Annotated in this window: 16 protein-coding genes; 12 read left to right on the top strand and 4 right to left on the bottom strand. The window is 52.1% G+C overall.

Features of this window, described 5'->3' with window-relative positions; all coding sequences use genetic code 11:
* Nucleotides 1-3: 3 nt before the first annotated feature.
* The gene (locus EKM84_RS04920; protein WP_125764262.1) at nt 4-2,151 is read left to right on the top strand and encodes a WxL domain-containing protein; all 2,148 of its coding nucleotides are present in this window, start codon (nt 4-6) and stop codon (nt 2,149-2,151) included.
* Nucleotides 2,152-3,031: 880 nt separating this feature from the next.
* Here the strand turns inward: EKM84_RS04920 and EKM84_RS04925 are convergent.
* Both EKM84_RS04925 and EKM84_RS04930 read right to left on the bottom strand, forming a co-directional pair.
* The gene (locus EKM84_RS04925; protein ID WP_125764264.1) at nt 3,032-4,267 is read right to left on the bottom strand and encodes an ArgE/DapE family deacylase; all 1,236 of its coding nucleotides are present in this window, start codon (nt 4,265-4,267) and stop codon (nt 3,032-3,034) included.
* 573 nt (nt 4,268-4,840) lie between these two features.
* Complete coding sequence (locus EKM84_RS04930) at nt 4,841-5,254, bottom strand: Lrp/AsnC family transcriptional regulator (protein ID WP_125764430.1); 414 nt, start codon at nt 5,252-5,254, stop codon at nt 4,841-4,843.
* An 811-nt stretch (nt 5,255-6,065) separates the two neighbouring features.
* Here EKM84_RS04930 and EKM84_RS04935 point away from each other — a divergent pair.
* Nucleotides 6,066-6,998 (top strand): ABC transporter ATP-binding protein, encoded by a 933-nt coding sequence (locus EKM84_RS04935; RefSeq protein ID WP_125764266.1) that lies wholly within the window; start codon nt 6,066-6,068, stop codon nt 6,996-6,998.
* On the top strand, nt 6,999-8,519 hold the full coding sequence (locus EKM84_RS04940; RefSeq protein ID WP_125764268.1) for an ABC transporter permease/substrate-binding protein: 1,521 nt from the start codon (nt 6,999-7,001) through the stop codon (nt 8,517-8,519).
* Nucleotides 8,520-8,592: 73 nt separating this feature from the next.
* On the opposite strand, the gene EKM84_RS04945 is transcribed toward EKM84_RS04940, so the two are convergent.
* Nucleotides 8,593-8,856, bottom strand: a complete 264-nt coding sequence (locus EKM84_RS04945; RefSeq protein ID WP_125764270.1) for a type II toxin-antitoxin system HicB family antitoxin — start codon at nt 8,854-8,856, stop codon at nt 8,593-8,595.
* A gap of 553 nt (nt 8,857-9,409) precedes the next feature.
* Between EKM84_RS04945 and EKM84_RS04950 the strand changes: the two genes are divergently transcribed.
* From EKM84_RS04950 to EKM84_RS04975, 6 genes are all read left to right on the top strand, one after another.
* Complete coding sequence (locus tag EKM84_RS04950) at nt 9,410-10,540, top strand: vitamin B12 independent methionine synthase (protein ID WP_125764272.1); 1,131 nt, start codon at nt 9,410-9,412, stop codon at nt 10,538-10,540.
* Nucleotides 10,541-11,041: 501 nt separating this feature from the next.
* Nucleotides 11,042-12,151, top strand: a complete 1,110-nt coding sequence (locus EKM84_RS04955; protein WP_125764274.1) for an ABC transporter ATP-binding protein — start codon at nt 11,042-11,044, stop codon at nt 12,149-12,151.
* Nucleotides 12,117-13,067, top strand: a complete 951-nt coding sequence (locus EKM84_RS04960; RefSeq protein ID WP_125764276.1) for a carbohydrate ABC transporter permease — start codon at nt 12,117-12,119, stop codon at nt 13,065-13,067. The genes EKM84_RS04955 and EKM84_RS04960 overlap by 35 nt, the downstream gene beginning before the upstream one ends.
* Nucleotides 13,067-13,885 carry a carbohydrate ABC transporter permease gene (locus tag EKM84_RS04965; RefSeq protein ID WP_125764278.1) on the top strand — a complete coding sequence of 273 codons (819 nt, stop codon included), beginning with the start codon at nt 13,067-13,069 and terminating at the stop codon, nt 13,883-13,885. The genes EKM84_RS04960 and EKM84_RS04965 overlap by 1 nt, the downstream gene beginning before the upstream one ends.
* A gap of 86 nt (nt 13,886-13,971) precedes the next feature.
* Nucleotides 13,972-15,249, top strand: coding sequence for an ABC transporter substrate-binding protein (locus tag EKM84_RS04970; protein WP_404819567.1), 1,278 nt, complete (start codon nt 13,972-13,974; stop codon nt 15,247-15,249).
* 37 nt (nt 15,250-15,286) lie between these two features.
* A complete protein-coding gene (locus tag EKM84_RS04975) occupies nt 15,287-15,982 on the top strand; it encodes a glycerophosphodiester phosphodiesterase family protein (RefSeq protein ID WP_125764282.1) in 696 nt (231 codons plus the stop codon).
* 349 nt (nt 15,983-16,331) lie between these two features.
* On the opposite strand, the gene EKM84_RS04980 is transcribed toward EKM84_RS04975, so the two are convergent.
* Nucleotides 16,332-16,886, bottom strand: a complete 555-nt coding sequence (locus EKM84_RS04980) for an NADPH-dependent FMN reductase (RefSeq protein WP_125764284.1) — start codon at nt 16,884-16,886, stop codon at nt 16,332-16,334.
* Between the two features lie 20 nt (nt 16,887-16,906).
* On the opposite strand from EKM84_RS04980, the gene EKM84_RS04985 reads away from it, so the two are divergent.
* The 3 genes from EKM84_RS04985 (at nt 16,907) to EKM84_RS04995 (ending at nt 19,700) form a co-directional block, all read left to right on the top strand.
* Nucleotides 16,907-17,398: a MarR family winged helix-turn-helix transcriptional regulator gene (locus EKM84_RS04985; RefSeq protein WP_225418145.1), complete on the top strand. Its 492-nt coding sequence runs from the start codon at nt 16,907-16,909 to the stop codon at nt 17,396-17,398.
* Nucleotides 17,399-17,420: 22 nt separating this feature from the next.
* Nucleotides 17,421-18,086: a hypothetical protein gene (locus EKM84_RS04990; protein WP_125764286.1), complete on the top strand. Its 666-nt coding sequence runs from the start codon at nt 17,421-17,423 to the stop codon at nt 18,084-18,086.
* Nucleotides 18,087-18,749: 663 nt separating this feature from the next.
* Nucleotides 18,750-19,700 carry a phosphate/phosphite/phosphonate ABC transporter substrate-binding protein gene (locus EKM84_RS04995; protein ID WP_125764288.1) on the top strand — a complete coding sequence of 317 codons (951 nt, stop codon included), beginning with the start codon at nt 18,750-18,752 and terminating at the stop codon, nt 19,698-19,700.
* Nucleotides 19,701-19,754: the final 54 nt, after the last annotated feature.

Raw genomic sequence — 19,754 nt, forward strand, 5'->3', positions numbered from 1 at the left:
CAGTTGTTGAAATGGTGGCTGAGCGCTAGCTTGATTCTACTAGTCGGTTGCCTTGGCAGCGTGGTTGCCCGGGCTGATGCGGATTACACGCAAGCGTTGCAAAAGGCGCCTCAGGGCATTCGCCTAAGCCGGACAGATCCGTTTGTCACGACAAAAACGACTAATAAGAGCTCGGCAACCGTTGTTGATGGCACCAATCCCCAGTCTCCCGGCACCGAAGCGGCTAGGCTGACTACGGGTCCCAATCAGTTTGGGGCGTTGTGGTCAACGACCGTGGGGGCGCTGGACCTAACGCAGAACCAAACGCTACGGATGTGGCTGTACCTGGGCGATCAGGACGCCCAAGCCGGTGATGGGTTAGCGTTTGTCTTGCAAAATGATCCGGCCGCATTGGCCGCCATGCCCGGTGGTAAAGTTAGTGGTCAGATTCCCGGCGAAACGCTGGGTGTCTGGGCCAAAGATACCGACGCCACCGAGGCTTCAGCGGTCAACCTGGCAAAGTCCGCCATTCAGAACAGCTGGGCGCTGGAGTTCGACACGCACTTCAACGACCAGCCGGACAATCGACCGGCGGGCAAGGCAAATGCCTTTGATACCAATTATCCGGCGGTACACATCGCATCCAATTATCCCGCCCAACCCACGACTTACGTGCAACACTTTTTACCGGCAACGAATTTCTTTGGAGCACTTCTCGGACAGAAAGATTATTTTTACAGCATGACGCACAATGGCCTGATTGCCAATGTTAATGAGCCCGATTTCTTGTCGAACGGTCACTGGCACCACCTCACTTTGAAGTGGGATGCTAAGGCCGAAATCATGACTTACACCTTTGACGACCGGGATCCGCTGACCAATGAACGGCAACCAGGCGTCAGCCAATCGGCGCGGATCATGCCGTCTAAAATTGATCCGAATAAGACCGGAAAAGTCCGCTGGGGATTAACGTCTGCGAGTAGTCGGTATTTTGAAAATAACCTCGTTGTTTTGGAAAATATTCCCAGCCTGATCGATGCGACGAGCCAGGCCACGTTAACGAACTTGACGCGGCGGCGAGTGATTCAAGCGGGGGATCAGGTTCTGAGTAACGACCGGTTATTGTTGGAATACCAGCTGACCTACCACGGTGGCAACCAACCATGGTCAGATGTTCGCACTAGTTTAAAAATCCCCGAGAACGTTGACGTGACGGATGGTCAAATGATTTACGCCGATGGAACGGCCCAGTCGCTAGATGTAGCGGCTATTCAGGAGGGCCGGTTACCGGTTCAACTGGCGAAACAGCTGAACGCGGCAACCCCGACGGTAACCATCAGATTGACTGGGCACGCAGCCAACGCCACCAAAACGCACAAGGTTCCGGCAACGACCAGTACGTTTACCTCTCCGGATCTGGTCAGTGCTGCGGATACACCGGACTTTATTATCAATCCGAGAACCGACCTTGAGTTACGCGTGACGAGCGACAATTCCGTAAATTTAAAGGTCGGCCAGGATACCACGGTCAGGGGACACGTGGCAATTCTGACGACAGAGGCCCAGCAGCCTGGGGTGGTCGTCACCCCGGTGCTCAACGGGCAAACGCTCAAAGAACAAGTCGTCGGCCAAGATGGCACGTTTCAGGTACCGTTGACTGCTACGCAACTCCAAGGCGGAACCAACCGGCTGAAGTTGGTGGCACGTACGGAACAAGGCGATGCTTCACGCCCAGTCACCCTTGAGTTAACGGTGGCGGGTAACTTAACATTTGCGAGTATCTCCCCGAGTGAGAGCTTTCAAGCTGCCCGATTAACTGGCCGGGCGCAACGGGTCAAACGCGCCGGAGAATGGCGCTTGGCGATTCGCGATACCCGGGGGACGAGTGAACGCTGGACGCTATCAGCGCAGGCCTCAGCGTTTACCGCCCCAGATGGTCGGGTCATGGCCGGTTATCCCGTGTACGTGACGCCCTACCAAACAATTCGGATCGGGCCAACGCCGACGCCCGTTCTGTCACACGTGACGGACGACAGCGTCAACGATGGACTGGTCGATGTGGCCGGCAGCTGGACGCCGCAAACGGGTGTCTTCTTAGACATCCAGAGCAGCTCCAGCCAAGGTCGCTACCAGGGAACGCTCACGTGGTCACTGGCCAATGCACCAGGCTAGAGGAACCGGCTGCCACGTTAAAACCAAACAGTCAACACGGAATGTCGCGGGTACGCTTTGACACCGTAAAGGCAGCCACAGACGACTACCGGTTAACTACTCAGCAAGCAGCTAACTGCCAACGTGACCGGGTGCCCGTCTGGAAGTGGCAAGTCCAATAGCTTATGTTCCCGAAAGCAGTCGTCCGTAAAAGGGCGGCTGTTTTTGGTATTAGGGATTAAAAAACAAGTCGGAGACGGTCATCGGTGAGATGAGCGGTCTTCGGCTTGTTTGGGTTAAATGGTTAATTTTAAGGAATCATTGTGACGAATAGTTGGTTAACATCTAGCTGGATTATCATGCCAATTGGTTAATTTGGTGGAACCATGGTTTATGGCAGGAAACCCGCCTAGACAGAGGTTGAACAAGTACGAGCAAAAGGGACTGCTGGTGTCCATCCATTTAGTGTCGCATAGACCGAATGAATGGAGATGGTAGAGAACCCGACCAGAAATCGGTTAAGCAATTACGAGCTGAAGGGGCTACCGGTGTCCAGCCATTCAGTGTCGCATAGACCGAATGAATGGTGATGGCAGAGAACCCGACCAGAAATAGGTTAAACAAGTGTGAGCCGCAGGGCTGGGGAAATGGGCTAGTCGTGGGAGTGACCAGAGGTGAGCCAAGCCGACCAGCTGTGTCGGTGGTCTTGGCTGAAGTTCTTTTTCAGCCTAGTCCACGGGACAATCTTTGCGACCGGTTCTTAGGCGCAAAGTTGAGGTGGAAGCCCGCTCTTTGGCTGGAACCGGCCCCACAGCAGGGCAGCTTGAGCTCACCGCCGGGAACGGACGCGACGAGGCCCATTTTCACCGGCCCGGAGGCGTATGACAACGGCCAGTTTAACCTATTTCAGCAAGGAAGTGATTAGGCGCTCGTAGATGGTGATAAACCGGTGGTACATGTCCAAATCCACGTACTCGTTAACCTGGTGCGCGGTAATGTTACCAGGCCCAAAGACAATCACGTCGATGTCCGGGTTGAATGCCAGGAAAGAAGAGGCGTCGGTGCCGCCGGGAACGCCGATCAGTGGCAGCTTCTGTTGCAGCACGTCTTCGGCAATTTCTTTGGCCGTTGAGACGAGTTCAGTGTCTTCCATGGTGTGCATTGGCCGTAAATCACTGAGAATGTCCAAGCTGAGGTCGGCGCCTTGCGCGTTGATGTCAGCGATGATTTGCTTGATAGCGGCAGTGATGTCGGCGTTTGGCAGTTCGGGGATGGTCCGGATCTTCACGGATAAGTCGGCACTGGCCGGCACCGTGTTGATCTGCTCGCCACCCTTGATGACCGTCACGACGGGTGTGATGGCGCCCAGAACAGGGTTGCGGTAATCCTTGATGCTGTCAAAGTAAGCTTCTTCCTTTTGGTAGAAGGTCATCAGCGGTGTGATGGCGTTCTTGCCGATTTCAGGCATGGAGCTGTGGGCAGCGACCCCTTTAGAATGAACGGTGTAGGTCAGTGAGCCCTTGTGCGCCAGTTCAATGAAGTGTTGTTCGTTGGTCTGGTTAGCGGCTAACAGGGCCTTAGCGCCGGCCTCATCGCTTTGAAGCATGTATTGAATCTGCTTTTGAAGTAAGAGTTGCTTGTGGACCCCGCTAGGTTCGCCGACAATCAACGTGTCGAGGTCATTGGCGTAGCCGGCTTCACCGAGTTGTTGGGCGCCGTACTGGCCGTATTCTTCACCGACCGTGGCCATGAAACGCAGCGTGCCGTGTAGTGGGACGTTTTGTTCTTTCAAATTGATCATGGCAAAGACGCCGGCCATCAAGCCGGACTTCATGTCGGAAGTGCCTCGGCCAATCATGTTGTTGTCTTTGATGGTCGCGGAAAGGGCGTCGACTTGCCATTTAGCGGCGTCACCGAGGGCAACGACGTCTTCGTGACCATCAAAACCAACAACGGGGCCGTTGCCGTCACCGATTTCGGCGACCAGGCTGACCCGGTCAGGTTCGTAGGCAATCAATTTACTGTCGATCCCGTGCTTCTTCAGCAGGTCGGCTAGGTAGTCGGCAACCAATTTTTCGTGGCCGTTGACCGTGTTTAATTTAATAACGTCGCTTAGTGCTTGGACGACTTCATCCATAATACATTCCACCTTAGTTTTGTTTTTTGAGTTAAATTCGGCATTGTCGGCCGCTTCCGGGCTGGTAAAATGGTGTGCGCATGTCGTTCCCGGCGGCGGGTTCAAGGTGCCCTGCTATGGGGTCGGTTTCAGCCTAAGGTGCGGGCTTCCACCTCAACTTTGAGCCAAGGAGCGGTCTCAAAGCTTGTCCCGTGCTCTAACCTGAGAAGGACACTCAGCTAAGAGCACCGACACAGCTGGGCACCTTGGCCCGCCTCTGGTCACTAACGTTAGCGGTCAATTTTACCAATTCTGCGACTGACGTGAATCTAACTCGTCGTTATTCGATTTATTTACTGAAAATGGTTCTGTTTACCAGTTGAAAAGGGTTGATCCTGATTAATTTAGGGGCAACTCGAAAGCAATAGTTGGCAACTAATCGGGAGATAGTTTCTTGGTGGCAGTGGTCATATTTTCAGGTGCAATCCAATTGACCACCCCAAGCACCAGATACTATGACTGATTAAGGAAAAGAACTATTGTACTCAACTTGATTACAGCACTTTTTGAAGGAAGGGTCAAGAATGTCCGCACTTAAATATCATCAATCACGTCAATGACCTCGTACGTGGCGAATTTTCCGAGCTCGAGGAGAAAATCGGTGAGGACGTGGCGGGTCGGGAAGGCACCTTCCAGGAGGTAGTCAAACTTGCCCGTTGTGCGGTAGTGATGGCGAAAAGTGTTGTGGTGCCGTTTAACGAACGCTAAATAAGCCGCTTGTTGCGGGGCTTGTACGGCCACCTGAATGAAGACCTGCCGCGGTAATCCAAGTTTATCCAAATCGACTTCAATCGTATATTTAGAAATGATCTTTGCGTCCTCCAACCGCTGAATCCGCGCAGCAACGGCGGGAGCGGTAAGGTGGACGATTTGCGCCAGATGGCTGACCTTGACGCGACTGTCCTGGTTGAGTGCTTTAATAATGGCAATATCAATTTCGTCTGGCATGGTGAACACCTTGTTTTCTAAGTTTTTCGGGCTAAAAGTCTTTCGTTTCAATATTAACAGTCGCTGCTTTGACGTGTAAAGTAGACGTTATCGCTTTTGAAAATTTGTAAGCCGTTTGCTTCGGTAATCCCCGAAACATTAGTATAATTGGATTTACATGTTTTGGTCGTTGTCCTCGCCTTACCGGGCGGGATAAATAGGCCGGAACGCGGTGGGGAGGACGTCTAGAGCCACAGAGCGGTCTCTAGACTTGCTTTGAGCGGAAGAACGCGTCTCAAAGTCACCATTTACTGCGCTACGCTTCGTAAATCCCACGGCTGAGCCTATTTATCCCGCCCTCACGGCTGATGTTAGTGATGGGGATGTAAGTCCCATCAGACTGATTAGTGGGCCGTGGATGGCTGTTAATTGGGCTGTAACTGCGGGTGTCGCTGTGGTTTGTTAGGTGAGATTGTAAGAATGAACCAGTTTTAATCAGGTTAAATAGCAGTGATATTAGGTGACTGAGTTAATGGATACGAGCTTAAACAGGAATGAATGAGACGATTGCTGGTGAGCGTGAGTGATCAACGTTAGTGACCAGAGGCGGGCCAAAGTGTCCAGCTGTGTCGGTGGTCTTGGGTATTTGCCCAGCCTAGTCCACGGGACGACCTTTGTGACCGCTTTTTAGGCACAAAGTCGAGGTGGAAGCCCGTTCTTTAGGCTGGAACCGGTCCCACAGCAGGGCGCTTTGCCCCCGCCGCCGGGAACGACAAATTGATCAGTCACTCTCATCAACATGAGATGAGTAGAAGAGGTTGGAGGGGTACTATTGATTGAATTTAAGAACGTTACCAAGCGTTACGCCAAGAACCAAGCCCTAGACGACTTGAACTTGACGATACCGACGGGCGATTTTTTTGTGCTCGTTGGGCCCAGCGGGAGTGGGAAGACCACGACGCTGAAGATGTTGAACCGGTTGATCGAACCGACCGGCGGCGACATCTACTTTGATGATAAACGGATTATTGATTATGACATCAAACAATTACGTCAGCAAATGGGCTACGTGCTGCAAAATATTGCACTCTTCCCCAATTTAAACATTCAAGAAAACATTGCAATTCAGGCGGAGTCGTTGGGCTGGCCGCGAAAGGAACGAATCGAGCGGGCGCGGGCGTTACTGAAACAGGTCGACCTGGACCCCGACAAGTATGCCACGCGGATGCCTAGCGAGCTGTCCGGTGGGGAACAACAGCGGGTCGGCATCATCCGGGCGCTGGCCATCAAGCCCAAGGTCGTCTTGATGGACGAGCCGTTCAGTGCGCTGGACCCCATTTCTCGTAAACAGTTGCAGGACCTGGTGTTACAGCTACATCAGGAACTGAACATGACCTTTGTCTTCGTCACCCATGACATGCACGAAGCGCTCAGATTGGGCCAACACATTGCGGTGATGCGGCTAGGCCACATTCAACAGGTTGGGACGGGCGAAGCTATCATGCAGCATCCGGCCAATGATTTTGTGCGTGGCTTTTTTGAAAATGAACACACGCCGCGGCCGGCCACGGTTCAGGATTTAGTGGTCAAGGGTTATGGTCAAGCGACCACTGCGGCGGCAACGTTGGCTGTGACGGCGCCGGTCAGTGAGTTGGCCGCAGCCCTGCAGACGGCGGCCACGGTGGTTGTGGCGACGGATCAGGGTGCCCGCCAGCTGACGACTGCCGATGTCATTGACTATTTAGCAACGAAGGAGGCGGACTAGTTGGCCCAAATTATTCATATTTTACAAACGCAAGGTGGCGACATTCTCCACGCGATTGGCCAACACATTGGTCTGTCACTGATTTCGCTGCTGATTGCGGCCTTGATTGCGATTCCGCTGGCCATCGTTTTGATGCACCACGAGCGGTGGGCCAAGGTGATGCTTCAGATTACCAGTGTGCTCCAGACGATTCCTAGCCTGGCACTGCTGGGAATTCTGATTCCTATCGTGGGAATTGGGACGGTGCCGTCCATCATTGCCTTAGTGATTTACGCAGTGATGCCGATTTTTCAAAACACCTATTCCGGTCTGACCACTATCGACCCCAACTTGGAAGAGGCGGCGACGGCGTTTGGTTTGTCGCGGCGGATGAAACTCTTTCGGATTGAGCTCCCCTTAGCGTTGCCGATGATTATTTCCGGGATTCGCATTGCCACGGTCATGATCATTGGGACCGCCACGCTGGCTGCCTTGATTGGTGCCGGTGGGTTGGGGACCTACATCCTGTTGGGAATCGAAACCAACAACAACGCGCTCCTGATTATTGGGGCCGTGCTGTCGGCGGCGTTGGCACTGATTTTTGGCGCCGGCATCGACTGGTTGGGCAAGCTGTCGTTTAAAAAGGCTGGGATCGTCCTGCTGACGCTGGTCGTTCTGATTGGCGGCTTTGCCGGTTACCGGAAGCTGGTCAATCCGCAAACAGAAATTACGATTGCTGGAAAAATGGGCAGTGAACCAGAAATTTTAATCAATATGTATAAGGATTTAATTGAACATGACCATCCCAACATGCAGGTGTCGACCAAGGCCAACTTTGGGGGAACCTCGTTCCTGTTTAAGGCGCTGAAATCGGGGTCCATCGACATTTATCCTGAGTTTACTGGGACCGTGTTGGAGTCGCTGATCAAGGGCGACAAGCTGGCGAGTCATGATCCAGCGAAGACCTATCAGGTGGCGAAGAACGGCTTGAAGGCGCAGTACCAGATGGCCTATCTCAAGCCGATGAGCTATCAAAATGGGTATGACTTGGCCGTGACGAAGCAGTTTGCCAAGAAATACAACCTGAAGACGGTATCTGATTTAGTCGCCGTTGAGGGGAAGATTCACGCGGGCTTTGACCCCGATTTCTATCAACTCAAGGATGGTTATCCGGGGTTACGCAAGGCTTACGGGTTGAACTTGGCCAGTGCGAAGACCATGGAGCCCTCGATTCGCTACAAGGCCATCGCCAACGGCAAGGTCAACCTGATCGACGGCTATACCACCGACCCCGAGATTCGCGAATATCACCTGGTCGTGTTAAAGGATAATAAGCACTTCTTCCCACCGTATCAAGGCGCGCCGCTGATGACGGAAAAGTTATTGACGGCCCATCCCGAGCTGCGGACCACGCTGAATAAACTGGCGGGGAAAGTCTCCACGGCGGACATGCAGCAGATGAACTACAAGGTGACGGTCAAGCACGAAAAGGCCGCTACGGTGGCGCGAGATTACTTGCGGAGCCACGGGTTGTTGGACTAACGTGCGTGCATTTTCAGCTAAATTAAAACGCGTCGACACTGTCTAACAGGGTGTCGGCGCGTTTTGGTTAGAATCAGTCGAATGGGTCGACTCTGACGTAAATGACAGTTTCATTGCTTTGCAAGTTCCAGGTACGCGGATCTTGCACGGTTGGGTAAATCCCATTGCTACCTTCCAGCATGGTCGCGATAGCATCGTTAGCAGCTAGTGGGAGTTTGACCAGTGAATCAGTTTGGGTCACCATACCCGGAATATTGGGTGAGTAGCCCACATAGTATTGACCATCCTCATCATTATTTTCTTGTGCGATGAGGGGATAGATTAATTGGCTTGGCATTTGGGAATGACCATCCTTTCGAGGTAAGCATAGCATAGCAGTAATAACCAGCAGTGTCTTCAAAAAGGATTGCTGGCGAACGACAGGGTAGTGCCAATCTCAGATTCTCCCTTGACAGAAATGCGCCCTAGCCGTAAGATTATCATTAATTTCTAATGAGTCTGTCATAAATAAAGCTAGGAGAAGAGTAGTGGCGTTGTCGTTGCGCAGTGAGCCCGAGCCAGTGCAAACGGGTCTGCGACAAACCACGAAGATGAGCTCCCAATAGCTATCAAGCGGTTCACGCTGCTTGGTCGGTAGGAACCGTTAACTTTCCGGGTATCAATCGGTACCGGTGAGGCAAAGTCTGTGAGGGCTTTGTGAATTAGGGTGGTAAAACGACGCGGTCGTCCCTTGAACTAAGCAATTGGTTCGGGGGATGAGCGCGTTTTTTGTTACCGTGATGGACGTTAGAAAATTGGTGAGGACTAACTTGCTGGACTGGCAATGGGCGCAAAGTCACGGGGCCAGTCGAACGAGTTAGTCGATGGTTAAATTTAGGAGGAAAAAGGTTATGACAACAACGACTAAAACGAACTTTCCGTACCGCTACGATGTTGTAGGCAGCCTGTTACGGCCGGCTAAGTTGAAACAGGCACGCGCTGAATTTGCCCAAGGGGCCATCGATGCCGCGCAATTGCAGACGATTCGGCACGCGGAGACCAAGCGAGTCGTGCAAAAGCAGATTGACCTGGGGTTAAAGGCCGTGACCGATGGCGAATTTAACCGGAGTTGGTGGCACCTGGACTTTCTCTGGGGACTGACAGGGGTCGGCCACTACGATTACAAGCAAAGTTATAAATTCCACGGCAGTAAGACCCGGACCGACAACGCCGATTTGGTCGGCAAGATTGCCTTTAATCCGGATCACCCCTTCTTTGAGAGCTTCCAGTACCTGCAAAGCCTGGTGCCAGATGATGTGCTGGTTAAGCAGACCATCCCGTCACCAACTATGTTGTTCCGCGACAACCGTAGTGACAACTGGCATGAATTCTATGCAACCTGGGATGCTTACCTGGATGACCTGGCCAAGGCGTATCACGAAACGATTTTGCATTTCTACGAACTCGGTTGCCGGTACATTCAACTCGATGACACGACTTGGGCGTTCTTGATCAGCAAGCTCAACGCGACGGCCGACGACGTGACGGCCCACCAGACCTACGTGAACTTGGCCCAGGATGCCGTTCACGTCATCAACACCTTATTGGAAGGTTTACCAGCCGATTTGACGGTGACGACCCACATTTGCCGGGGGAATTTCAAATCAACGTACCTCTTCTCCGGCAGCTACGATGACGTGGCCGATTACCTGGCCCAGTTGCACTACGACGGCTTGTTCTTGGAGTACGACAGCGAACGGGCAGGGAGTTTTACGCCGTTAGCGAAAATCTGGAACCACGACGCCAACAAGCGCCTGGTCCTCGGTCTGATTACGTCCAAGTTCCCCGAATTAGAGGATCAGGCGGCGGTCAAGGCCCGTATCGCAGACGCTGCCAAACAGGTGCCTCTAGACAACCTGGCCATCTCCACACAATGTGGATTTGCCTCCACGGAAGAGGGCAATGCGTTAACGGAAGACCAACAATGGGCCAAGTTAAACTTGGTTAAGGAAATCGCCGAAGACGTCTGGCCAGAAGCCTAAATTCGATAGGTTAATTGATTAAGTGAGCGAAGAAATTAATGATTTCTCGCTCCTTTTTTATGCAGAAAATTATGTAAACGTGAGCATGATTTTGGAAAATAGTGGGTGTTCATTCAACGTAGAAGACAGCGAAATATTAGTAAAACTGGGTAAGTTCGGCCCTGATACGGTTGCCATAATGCTCAATCGGAGCCGGAGGAAGCCAGGACGGAGCCAGCTGTGTCGAGGGTGTTGGCCGGTGTTCTTGGCCGGCTTACAGCCTGGGGCAATCTTTTAGACTTGCGGGCTTCAAGGCTAAAAGTTGAGGTGGGAGCCTGAACTTTGGCGGAAACCGACCCCACAGCAGGCGTAGTCCTGGAAGCCGCAGGCGGCAAATCACAACTAATATAACTATCATAATGGCAACTCCCGGGGGACTTTACACAGGATTTACAGGGGCAACATCTTACCGTTACATAGGCCGCGTACACTAAGTCCAGACTCAAAAAGGGGAGTGGCAAAATGTCAATTGAGTTAAAAGCATTAGGGAAAGAGTATACGGCCGGTAATTGGGTGCTAGAAGATGTGAGTGCCCACATTGAAAGCGGCGAGTTTTTTGCCATCGTCGGGCCTTCTGGCTGTGGCAAAAGTACGTTGCTGCGGATGATTGCTGGCTTGATTCCAATTTCTGCTGGTGAATTACAAATTGACGACCAGGTCGCAACCAACCTGCCGCCTAAGGATCGCAAGCTCACCATGGTTTTTCAAAGCTATGCGCTGTTTCCATTCTTATCGGTTACTGACAACGTGGCCTTTGGATTAAAGGCCCGAAAGTTTCCGGCCGATGAGATCAAGAAGCGCGTCGACAAGGCCATTGACTTGGTCAACTTAAATGAGTTTAAGGACCGTAAGCCCCGTGACCTATCCGGTGGGCAACGGCAACGGGTCGCTTTGGCCCGGGCCATTGCTAGCGACGTCAAGATTTGTTTGATGGATGAACCCCTGTCCAATTTGGACGCGCAACTGCGAATCAAGATGCGCACGGAACTACGCAACCTCCAGCGGGAGTTGGGGTTGACCGTCATCTACGTCACCCACGATCAGGTGGAGGCAATGACCATGGCCGACCACATCATGGTGTTGCACAACCATGAGATTCAACAGATTGGCACGCCCCTCGACATTTACAATCAGCCCGCTAACACCTTCGTGGCCAGCTTCTTTGGGACGCCACGGATGAATTTATTGCCCGCCCGCGTCGAAGCCGACAGGGAACTTTTGTTAGCGAATACGTTGAAATTAAGTGTCCCTGAGCCCTTACCCGTGGCGGATTACGTGGTCGGTATCCGGCCCAACGCCTTGCGCCTCTTACCCCAAGGTGCCGGCGAACCCAACGCGCAAGTGAAGACCGTCGAGTATCTGGGGTCCGAAATCATTTTGGAGGCCGAACTCGCGGATGGAACGCCACTAGAATTGGTTGCCGCGGCTAAGGACCAGTACAACGTCGGTGACTGGCTAAACGTGGCAATTGCTGGTCAGGCCTACGTTTTCGACCATGATGGTCAGGCCCAATTCATGGTGGAAGGGGGAACGCGTCATGCAACAGGAAATCACGCCAGCGTCCAAGCCTAGCCTAAAACCGAAAACGCTGAATCAAGCAAACGCGAAGGGGTTTAACCTCCACGTCAACGATAAATGGTATGCGTTAGCCTTTCTAGGACCATCCGTCTTGATTCTGGGCGTCTTCGTCTTTTACCCAATGTTGCGGACGCTTTACCTTAGCCTCTTCCTGACCAATAACGTTGGGCGACCGACCGTATTTATCGGCCTGAAAAATTACGTGAATTTATTGACCTCGAGCGCCTACCAGGCCAGCCTACAAGCCACCGCCGTTTATGTGATTGGTGTCGTAGCCTTCACCCTGATTCTCGGGTTACTACTGGCGCAAATGGCTGTCCGCAAACTGGCCGGCATTCAGTGGTTCCGGACGATTTTCTCCGCGACCATGGGGGTTTCCGTCTCCGTCGCCGCCATCTTCTGGCTGTTCATTTTCAGTCCGTCGATTGGCCTATTTGACCAGATTGGCACCCTGTTGCATTTGCCGCTGGTGCAATGGTTGACGACGCCCGGTCCGGCCATGATTGCCGTGATCATCTCGACCGTCTGGATGAACCTGGGCTTCACCTTTTTGATTCTCTTTGGGGCCCTGCAAATGGTGCCACAGCCGCTATATGAAGCGGCAGCCATCGAAGGTGCTTCGCCAAGTTATCAGTTCTTTCACGTGACCTTGCCCATGATTTCACCCACGCTGTTCTTTACGTCAACGGTCACGCTGATTGGGGCGTTCAAGAGCTTCGGGTTGATCGACCTGATGACGGCTGGGGGACCTAACAACGCGACCAACCTGATGGTCTATCAAGTCTACCGCGATGCCTTTTTAAACGGGAACTACGGCCTCGCCAGCGCCGAATCGGTCATCTTAGCCGTCATTATCGCGTTGTTTACCTTGCTGCAATTCAAATTCTTAGAGAAACGGGTGACCTACTAATGATTCAGACGAAAACCCGTAAACCATTACGTTATTTGGTGTTGATTCTCTTGGCCATCATCATCCTAGGGCCCTTTATCCTCGGCTTCTGGACCAGCTTGTTGCCAACGGCGGATATTGCTAAAGGGGCGCTGTGGAGTACCCATATTTCCTTTGCCAACTACGCCGAAGCCGTTAAGCAAACGGCCATCTTACGCTACTTACTCAACAGTTTTGTCATTTCCACGTTGACCATGGCGGCCCAGCTGCTGTTCTGTTCACTGGGTGCCTATGCTTTTGTTTTCCTGAAATTTAAGGGCCGCGACCTGTTGTTCTACCTGATTTTAGCGACGATGATGTTGCCATTTGAAGCGGAAGTCATTCCCAACTTTGCCACGGTGCGGCAGCTGAACCTGCTGAACCATTACGCCGTTATGGTGATTCCGTTTCTGACCTCAGCGTTTGGAATCTTCATGTTGCGACAGGCCTTCCGGCAGATTCCACCCGAACTGAAGGAAGCCGCGGACGTCGAGGGCCTGAACCACTGGCAGTTCTACTGGCGGGTCACCTTACCCTACGCGCGCATCAGCCTGTTTACGCTGGCGGCTTACAGCTTCTTGGAGAGTTGGAACCAATACCTCTGGCCAATGTTGACCACGTTTAGCGATAAATTCCGACCCGTGCAAGACGGCCTGCGGCAACTGCAATCGCAGGAAACGTTTAACAACTGGGGCATGATTCAAGCCAGTGCCGTGATTGTCGTTGTGCCCACGCTGATTGTGCTGTTCGTCGGGCAACACTACTTCAAGAACGGGCTCAATGAGGGGGCCACGAAATGACAACCAAAAATGGATCACAGCAACGCTTGTTGATTCTGGGGGCGATTCTGGTCGCCGTGATTGCTGCCTTTGCCGGGTGGTCGGTCATGAGTAAACCCGCTGCCCAGGCCCAGGGGGCTAAACGGACCAAGGTGGTCTTCTGGAACGAAATGACCGGACCCGCCCAGCAACAGTTGAATACCTTTGTGAAGGATTTCAACCAGTCGCAGAGCAAGTATGAAGTGGTGTCGGAGTTTGAAGGCAACTACAACGAGGCTGTGCAGAAAATTATCAATACGCATGGCACCGATGCCTCGCCGGCGGTCTTTCAGTCGATGGACATTTCGACCAGTCAGATTCACCATACGGGCTACACCACGCCCGTCCAGAAGTTCATTGACGAGGACCATTACAACGTGAACCAGATTGCCGCTGGGGCGCGGGCGTTTTACGCGAACAAGGGGACCCAACTCTCCATGCCGTTCAACACCTCACAACCCGTGTTGTACTACAATGCCACGCTGCTGAAGAAATATAAGATCACACCACCCCCGGTCAACCCGTCATACAGTGACATTACGCGGGTGGCCACGCAATTGACGGACCGGTCCCACAAGAAGGTCCAAGGGATGACGGTCGAGATTTATGGCTGGCTGTTTGAACAGTTCATGGCCAATGCTGGCGTCTCTTTGGCCAACCAGGAAGATGGCCATGCAGGGACCCCAACCGCCGTCAACTTCACGAACGCCGCCACCGTCAAGACCATGAAGTGGATTCAGGATAACCTGAAGAAGGGAGACTTTGTGAACTACGGCGCGGGTGCCAACGCGCAGAACAACGAAACGGCCAGCTTCCTGTCCGGTCGGTTGGGGATGTTCATGCAAAGTTCCGCCTCAATCGGGCAATTGACCACTGGCAACCAGGATCAGCTGGGTATCACCTACTACCCACATCCGGATGGTCAGAAGAGTAACGGGGTCGCCATTGGGGGCGCGTCACTCTGGATTTCAAATGATAAACCAAGCAACGTCCAACGGGGCGCCTGGGAGTTCATCAAGTACCTGATGACGGCGAAGAGCCAAGCCCAGTGGCAGGTTGCGACCGGCTACCTGGCCTTGAACAAAGACTCACAGAAGGAAGCCGTCTTGCAGAATCTCTATAAGAAGTTGCCCGCGACGAAGGTGCCTGGCGAACAATTACGGGCCGCCACGCCAAATGCCACCAATTCCGGGATTTTCCTACAGGGACTGATTCAGGAACGAAACTTAACCCAAACGGCGATGGAACAGATTTATAATGGGAGTGATATTCAGAAATCACTGGCCACAGCTCAAAAGTCGATGAACGCGTACATTCAGGGAAATAATCGTGCGAACGGCTACTGAGATAAGCAAAAATAAAATGGCAATAGGGAGCGGTAAAATGACAGTTAAAACGTTAGTATTTGGGCACCGGGGCTACCCGGCTAAATTTCCAGAAAATAGTCTGGCGGGATTCGCCTACGGCCTGGACCACGGCATCGAGGGCTTGGAATTTGACGTGCATCTGACCAAGGATCAGGTACCCGTGATCATGCACGACGAGCGCCTCGACCGGACCAGCGATGGGACTGGGTACATCCACGACTACACGTTAGCGGAGCTCCGCCAATTTCATTTAGCTGAAAATGAACCGATTCCCACGTTGGCTGAATTTTTAACGCTGGTCGGGACCCACGATGTTCAGTTAAACCTGGAGTTTAAGACCGATAAGATTCAGTACCCCAACATTGAAAAAATCGTGATGGGAATGGTCCACGCGACTCCGTTAAAGCATCCAGTGATCTACTCCTCGTTTCATTTACCCACGCTGAAGACTTGTCAAAAACTGGCGCCCAACGAGGCTTACTGCTGGTTGACGGGCAAGCCGGTCGTAAATGCCGGGGCCTTCGTGGCCAACGAGCATTTGGCCGGGCTACACTTGAGCCATTACCAAGACGACGTGCCCGGGGATGAACGGATTTGGACCGTGGATGATCCGAAGGAAGCCGCGGCACTGTTTCGAAAGGGTGTGGCGGGCATCTTCACTGACGATTTCGTCACCATGACCGCCCTTCGCGACGAGCTTACGGTGGACTGACGTTTCCCTTCGCTGCGCCTGCGGCTGACAGACACGGACCCACTGTGGGGACCGCTGGAAGCCTGTGGAGCGGTCTTCCAGCTCGACTTTGAGCCTCGGAGTACACGAGTCTCCAAGCTCGTCCCGTGGTGTAAGGCCGAGAAAAAACGCTCGGTCTAACACCACCGACACAGTGGGTCCATGTCTATCCTCCTCCGGCTCCGCTGACGTGGCGTTAGTTCGCCGACGCTGGTAGCGAGCGGGGCGTCCACGGAATCTAGTAGGGGCAGGTTAAATAAAACTCAGTGCAATCAAAAGCAGCGCGCTCGGAAAAAATTCCGAACACGCTGCTTTTTGAGTTGCGATTAGATTAGTCGGCAAGGACGTGCGCAAATTCTGCGCCCAACTGTTGGGCAGAGAAGGCGTAGGGGGCTAAGGCGTCATCCGTGTTTTTGAATTGACCGTTCTCGTCCAAGGCATCCTTTTTCAAATCGATGCGGAGGTTGTTGGTCATGATGGGCATCTTCAATCCCCGAACCACTAGTTGCATGCCTAGGGCCGCTTGAAAACCACCGTGACCGCCGTAAGAAACTAGGCTGACGGGCTTGCCGCGCCATTCCCAGTAGAGTGTGTCGAGGGCGTTTTTCAGTGGCGCCGGGTAACCCCAATTGTATTGCGGGAACAGCAGGATAAAGGCGTCGTAACCCTGAATCAACGCGCTCCATTGCTTAGTGTGCGCCAGTTCGTACTGGTTGTCGGAAGGCATGGCTGCCTCATCCAGGAAGGGCAGATGGATGTCTGCCAAGTCAATGAGATCAATGTCTAGGCTGTCGTGGGCCACGTTTTGTTGGAGCCAGGTCGCGATGCTGGGACTGATTCGACTGGGACGCGTGGAGCCAATGATTAAGCCAATTTTTTTCGTCATAATGGGTCTCCTTAAAGTTAATGGTGCAATATGCACACATCTTAGCATGGTTCTGGTATAATGACAACATGGATAATGAAATTTTTGAAGCACTCTTTGAAATCGTGACGTTTTTCAATCAGCCCCAGCAAGATCGACGTTTGCTAAAGCAGTCCAACATCTCGCTGGAACCGGCCGCCCTGCCAATCATTGTGCGGGTCGGTCGCCAACCGGGAATCAGTATTGGCGAACTGGCCAACCAGATTGGGCGGAATCATTCGTCCATCAGTCGCCAGGTCGATAAGCTAGTCACAGCGGGATGGCTCGTGGAGGTCGAGCGGCGTGACCAGCGGATTCGGCAGGTCACACTGAGCCCCCAAGGCCAACGGGCGCTGTTACAAATCAAAATTGCCAGAGAAGCTGCTTTACGCGATAAACTACAGGACTATTCAAACGCCGACAAGGTTGCGCTACTGCAGGTCTTGCAGCAATTGGCAACGACCTTGACGGGGCCCGGCGAGTATCGCGAATAAATGTAGATGAGATGAGTCAATTATGAAACAAAAAATGTTGTGGCAACGAGGCGCCATCATGCTTGGATTTTACGGTCTGTGGTGGTTGCGAACCGTGGGCTGGGTCGCCATTAACGGGAATAATAGTGAGTCGGGCTGGGCAATCGTGATTTTGGTGGGCGAAGTCTTGTTACTACTAGCCCCCTGGGTCCTGATTCTGGGATCGTTCGCTTTTTTCTCGGGCGGGTATGGACTGATCACGGCAACGCTGTTACCCCTGACGGTTCTTTCTAGTCAGTGGCTGAGCGGTTATGCGGCAGTCATTCTTCCCGGGCTCATACTGTTTACGGGCTGGGTGTTGGCAACCGCTAAGCTGAAATTGGCCTTCGGACGGTCGACAAAATGGGTCGGCGGCATCGTGGCTGGCCTAACGTGTCTGTGTCTTTTGGCACCACAGGCCAGCGCGCGGCTGTTCGTGGCGGGGTATCACTCCCCGTATCCGGCCGTCGTCGGGACGTACAGTGCAGACCGCAGTTCGTTGCGTGAGGCGCATTACCTGGATTATTCACCCGCGGATCCGGCGGTAGCGGAACCAGGTCTGTTGGGGACAACGGGTTATCCCGTGTCTGATCAAAACAGTTTGGGCATTAAGGTTTACCAGCTAGGATTTGTCTATTGGCCAGTGGAGGACCGTTGGTGGATTGCGTAAGTGAATAGGCAGACAAAATGAGGGCAATCCAGTCAGGACCGTCCTTTTTTGGTGGAAAAATGGGCAAAAAAATTAACCTCATTGAATCGAACTGGGATTTAGTCTGATTCAATAAGGTTAATTATTCAATTGGGGACAGACAGAATTAAGGCATTTTCCGGGTACCTTAATCGCTGTTACCAAAAAAGCTTTAGTTTGTCGTTAGTTTGTTAAGCAATTGTTTACGACATATTTACTATAACAGAGAAATCAAGGCTTGCGGGCGAATTTGACGATTTGTAATATTACAATTTCAACGCCACTAGTTTCTAATGAGTCATATTGTAAACGAAGTGGCCGATCCGGCGCTGTCGGTTTTGGCCGATGAGGAGATGCATGAATACATATTCAGAAAAAAGGCGGCCGTCAAAAAACTTTTCGGGTTTATTTTGGGAAGCGATTGATTGGAAATCCGGTTCTTTTTGCATGAAATTGATAAATGAGTTCGGAAAAAGGATGATTAATGTTCCTTTGTTACGAAATGTAGTGGCTATTAATCAGATTTTGCTGAATATAAAATAGTTAATAACGAACTATAAATAACATAATCATTGATTCGTTCGTATTCTATGCTAAACTGGAACTTGCTAGAGAAAAACAATACATATTTGAGGAGTGAATGCGATGCATTTGAAGAGTAAGGGGAAATTGCTCTTAATTATGGCAACGCTATTGATTTTGCCAGCGACATTAGCCGCTTGTGGGAAGGCATCCAGTAGTGCAGGTTCCAAGTCAGTAGCTTACGCGCCAAAGAAGTTAACGGTTGAATTTGTGCCGTCATCTAATGCGGGGACCATCGAAGCTAAGGCCAAGCCACTGGAAGGGTTATTAAAGAAGCAACTGGGGATCCCGGTGACGGTGAGCGTCTCAACCGACTACAACACGATCGTTGAAGCCATGGGTTCCAAGAAGGTTGATATTGGTTTCCTGCCACCTGATGCTTACGTCTTAGCGCACAAGCAATATGGTGACAAGGTTCTGCTGCAAGCACAGCGGTATGGCGTCAGTGAGCCTAACGACAAGGCCACTAAGGAACTGGTGAACTTCTACCGGTCACAAATCTTGGTTCGTAAGGATAGTGGTATCAAGTCCATCAAGGACCTGAAGGGCAAGAAGATTGCCGTTCAAGATACGACGTCAACTGCCGGGTGGATCTATCCCGCCGTTGAAATGCTGGACCATGGGGTCAACATCAACAAGGATGGCATTCAGACCGTCACCGTTAAGGGTCATGACCAAGGGGTATTGTCCGTCTACAACAAGAACACCGATGCCGCCTTTGTTTTCCAAGGTGCCCGGAACATTGTGATGAAGGATGAGAAGGACATCATGAGTAAGGTTGTCCCAATCTACACCACGGGTAAGATTCCAAACGATACTATCACTGCGCGTGGCGACATGAGCGAGAAGTGGCAAAAGAAGATTGCGACCGCCTTTAAGGAAATTGCCAAGACCAAGCAAGGCCATGACATTATTTCCAGTGTGTACTCACACCAAGGCTACGCCGATTCTAAGGACAGTAACTTTGATATTATTCGCCAATATGATAAAAAGGCTAAGAGCTTAGACAAGTAGGCGGCTTCCAGCAGCTGAATCTAAACGTCTAGTCGTCAAGGATGGTAAAAAGTA

Source organism: Levilactobacillus mulengensis (genome assembly GCF_003946045.1).
Classification (GTDB): Bacteria; Bacillota; Bacilli; order Lactobacillales; family Lactobacillaceae; genus Levilactobacillus; species Levilactobacillus mulengensis.

What these genes read in the sequence shown, in the direction of transcription:
- EKM84_RS04965 (WP_125764278.1), top strand. Translation starts at nt 13,067, where the DNA reads ATGATTCAGACGAAAACCCGTAAACCATTACGTTATTTGGTGTTGATT.
- EKM84_RS04945 (WP_125764270.1), bottom strand. Translation starts at nt 8,856, where the DNA reads ATGCCAAGCCAATTAATCTATCCCCTCATCGCACAAGAAAATAATGAT.
- EKM84_RS04990 (WP_125764286.1), top strand. Translation starts at nt 17,421, where the DNA reads ATGAAACAAAAAATGTTGTGGCAACGAGGCGCCATCATGCTTGGATTT.
- EKM84_RS04955 (WP_125764274.1), top strand. Translation starts at nt 11,042, where the DNA reads ATGTCAATTGAGTTAAAAGCATTAGGGAAAGAGTATACGGCCGGTAAT.
- EKM84_RS04995 (WP_125764288.1), top strand. Translation starts at nt 18,750, where the DNA reads ATGCATTTGAAGAGTAAGGGGAAATTGCTCTTAATTATGGCAACGCTA.
- EKM84_RS04980 (WP_125764284.1), bottom strand. Translation starts at nt 16,886, where the DNA reads ATGACGAAAAAAATTGGCTTAATCATTGGCTCCACGCGTCCCAGTCGA.
- EKM84_RS04950 (WP_125764272.1), top strand. Translation starts at nt 9,410, where the DNA reads ATGACAACAACGACTAAAACGAACTTTCCGTACCGCTACGATGTTGTA.
- EKM84_RS04985 (WP_225418145.1), top strand. Translation starts at nt 16,907, where the DNA reads ATGGTGCAATATGCACACATCTTAGCATGGTTCTGGTATAATGACAAC.
- EKM84_RS04960 (WP_125764276.1), top strand. Translation starts at nt 12,117, where the DNA reads ATGCAACAGGAAATCACGCCAGCGTCCAAGCCTAGCCTAAAACCGAAA.
- EKM84_RS04970 (WP_404819567.1), top strand. Translation starts at nt 13,972, where the DNA reads ATGAGTAAACCCGCTGCCCAGGCCCAGGGGGCTAAACGGACCAAGGTG.
- EKM84_RS04930 (WP_125764430.1), bottom strand. Translation starts at nt 5,254, where the DNA reads ATGCCAGACGAAATTGATATTGCCATTATTAAAGCACTCAACCAGGAC.
- EKM84_RS04925 (WP_125764264.1), bottom strand. Translation starts at nt 4,267, where the DNA reads ATGGATGAAGTCGTCCAAGCACTAAGCGACGTTATTAAATTAAACACG.
- EKM84_RS04975 (WP_125764282.1), top strand. Translation starts at nt 15,287, where the DNA reads ATGACAGTTAAAACGTTAGTATTTGGGCACCGGGGCTACCCGGCTAAA.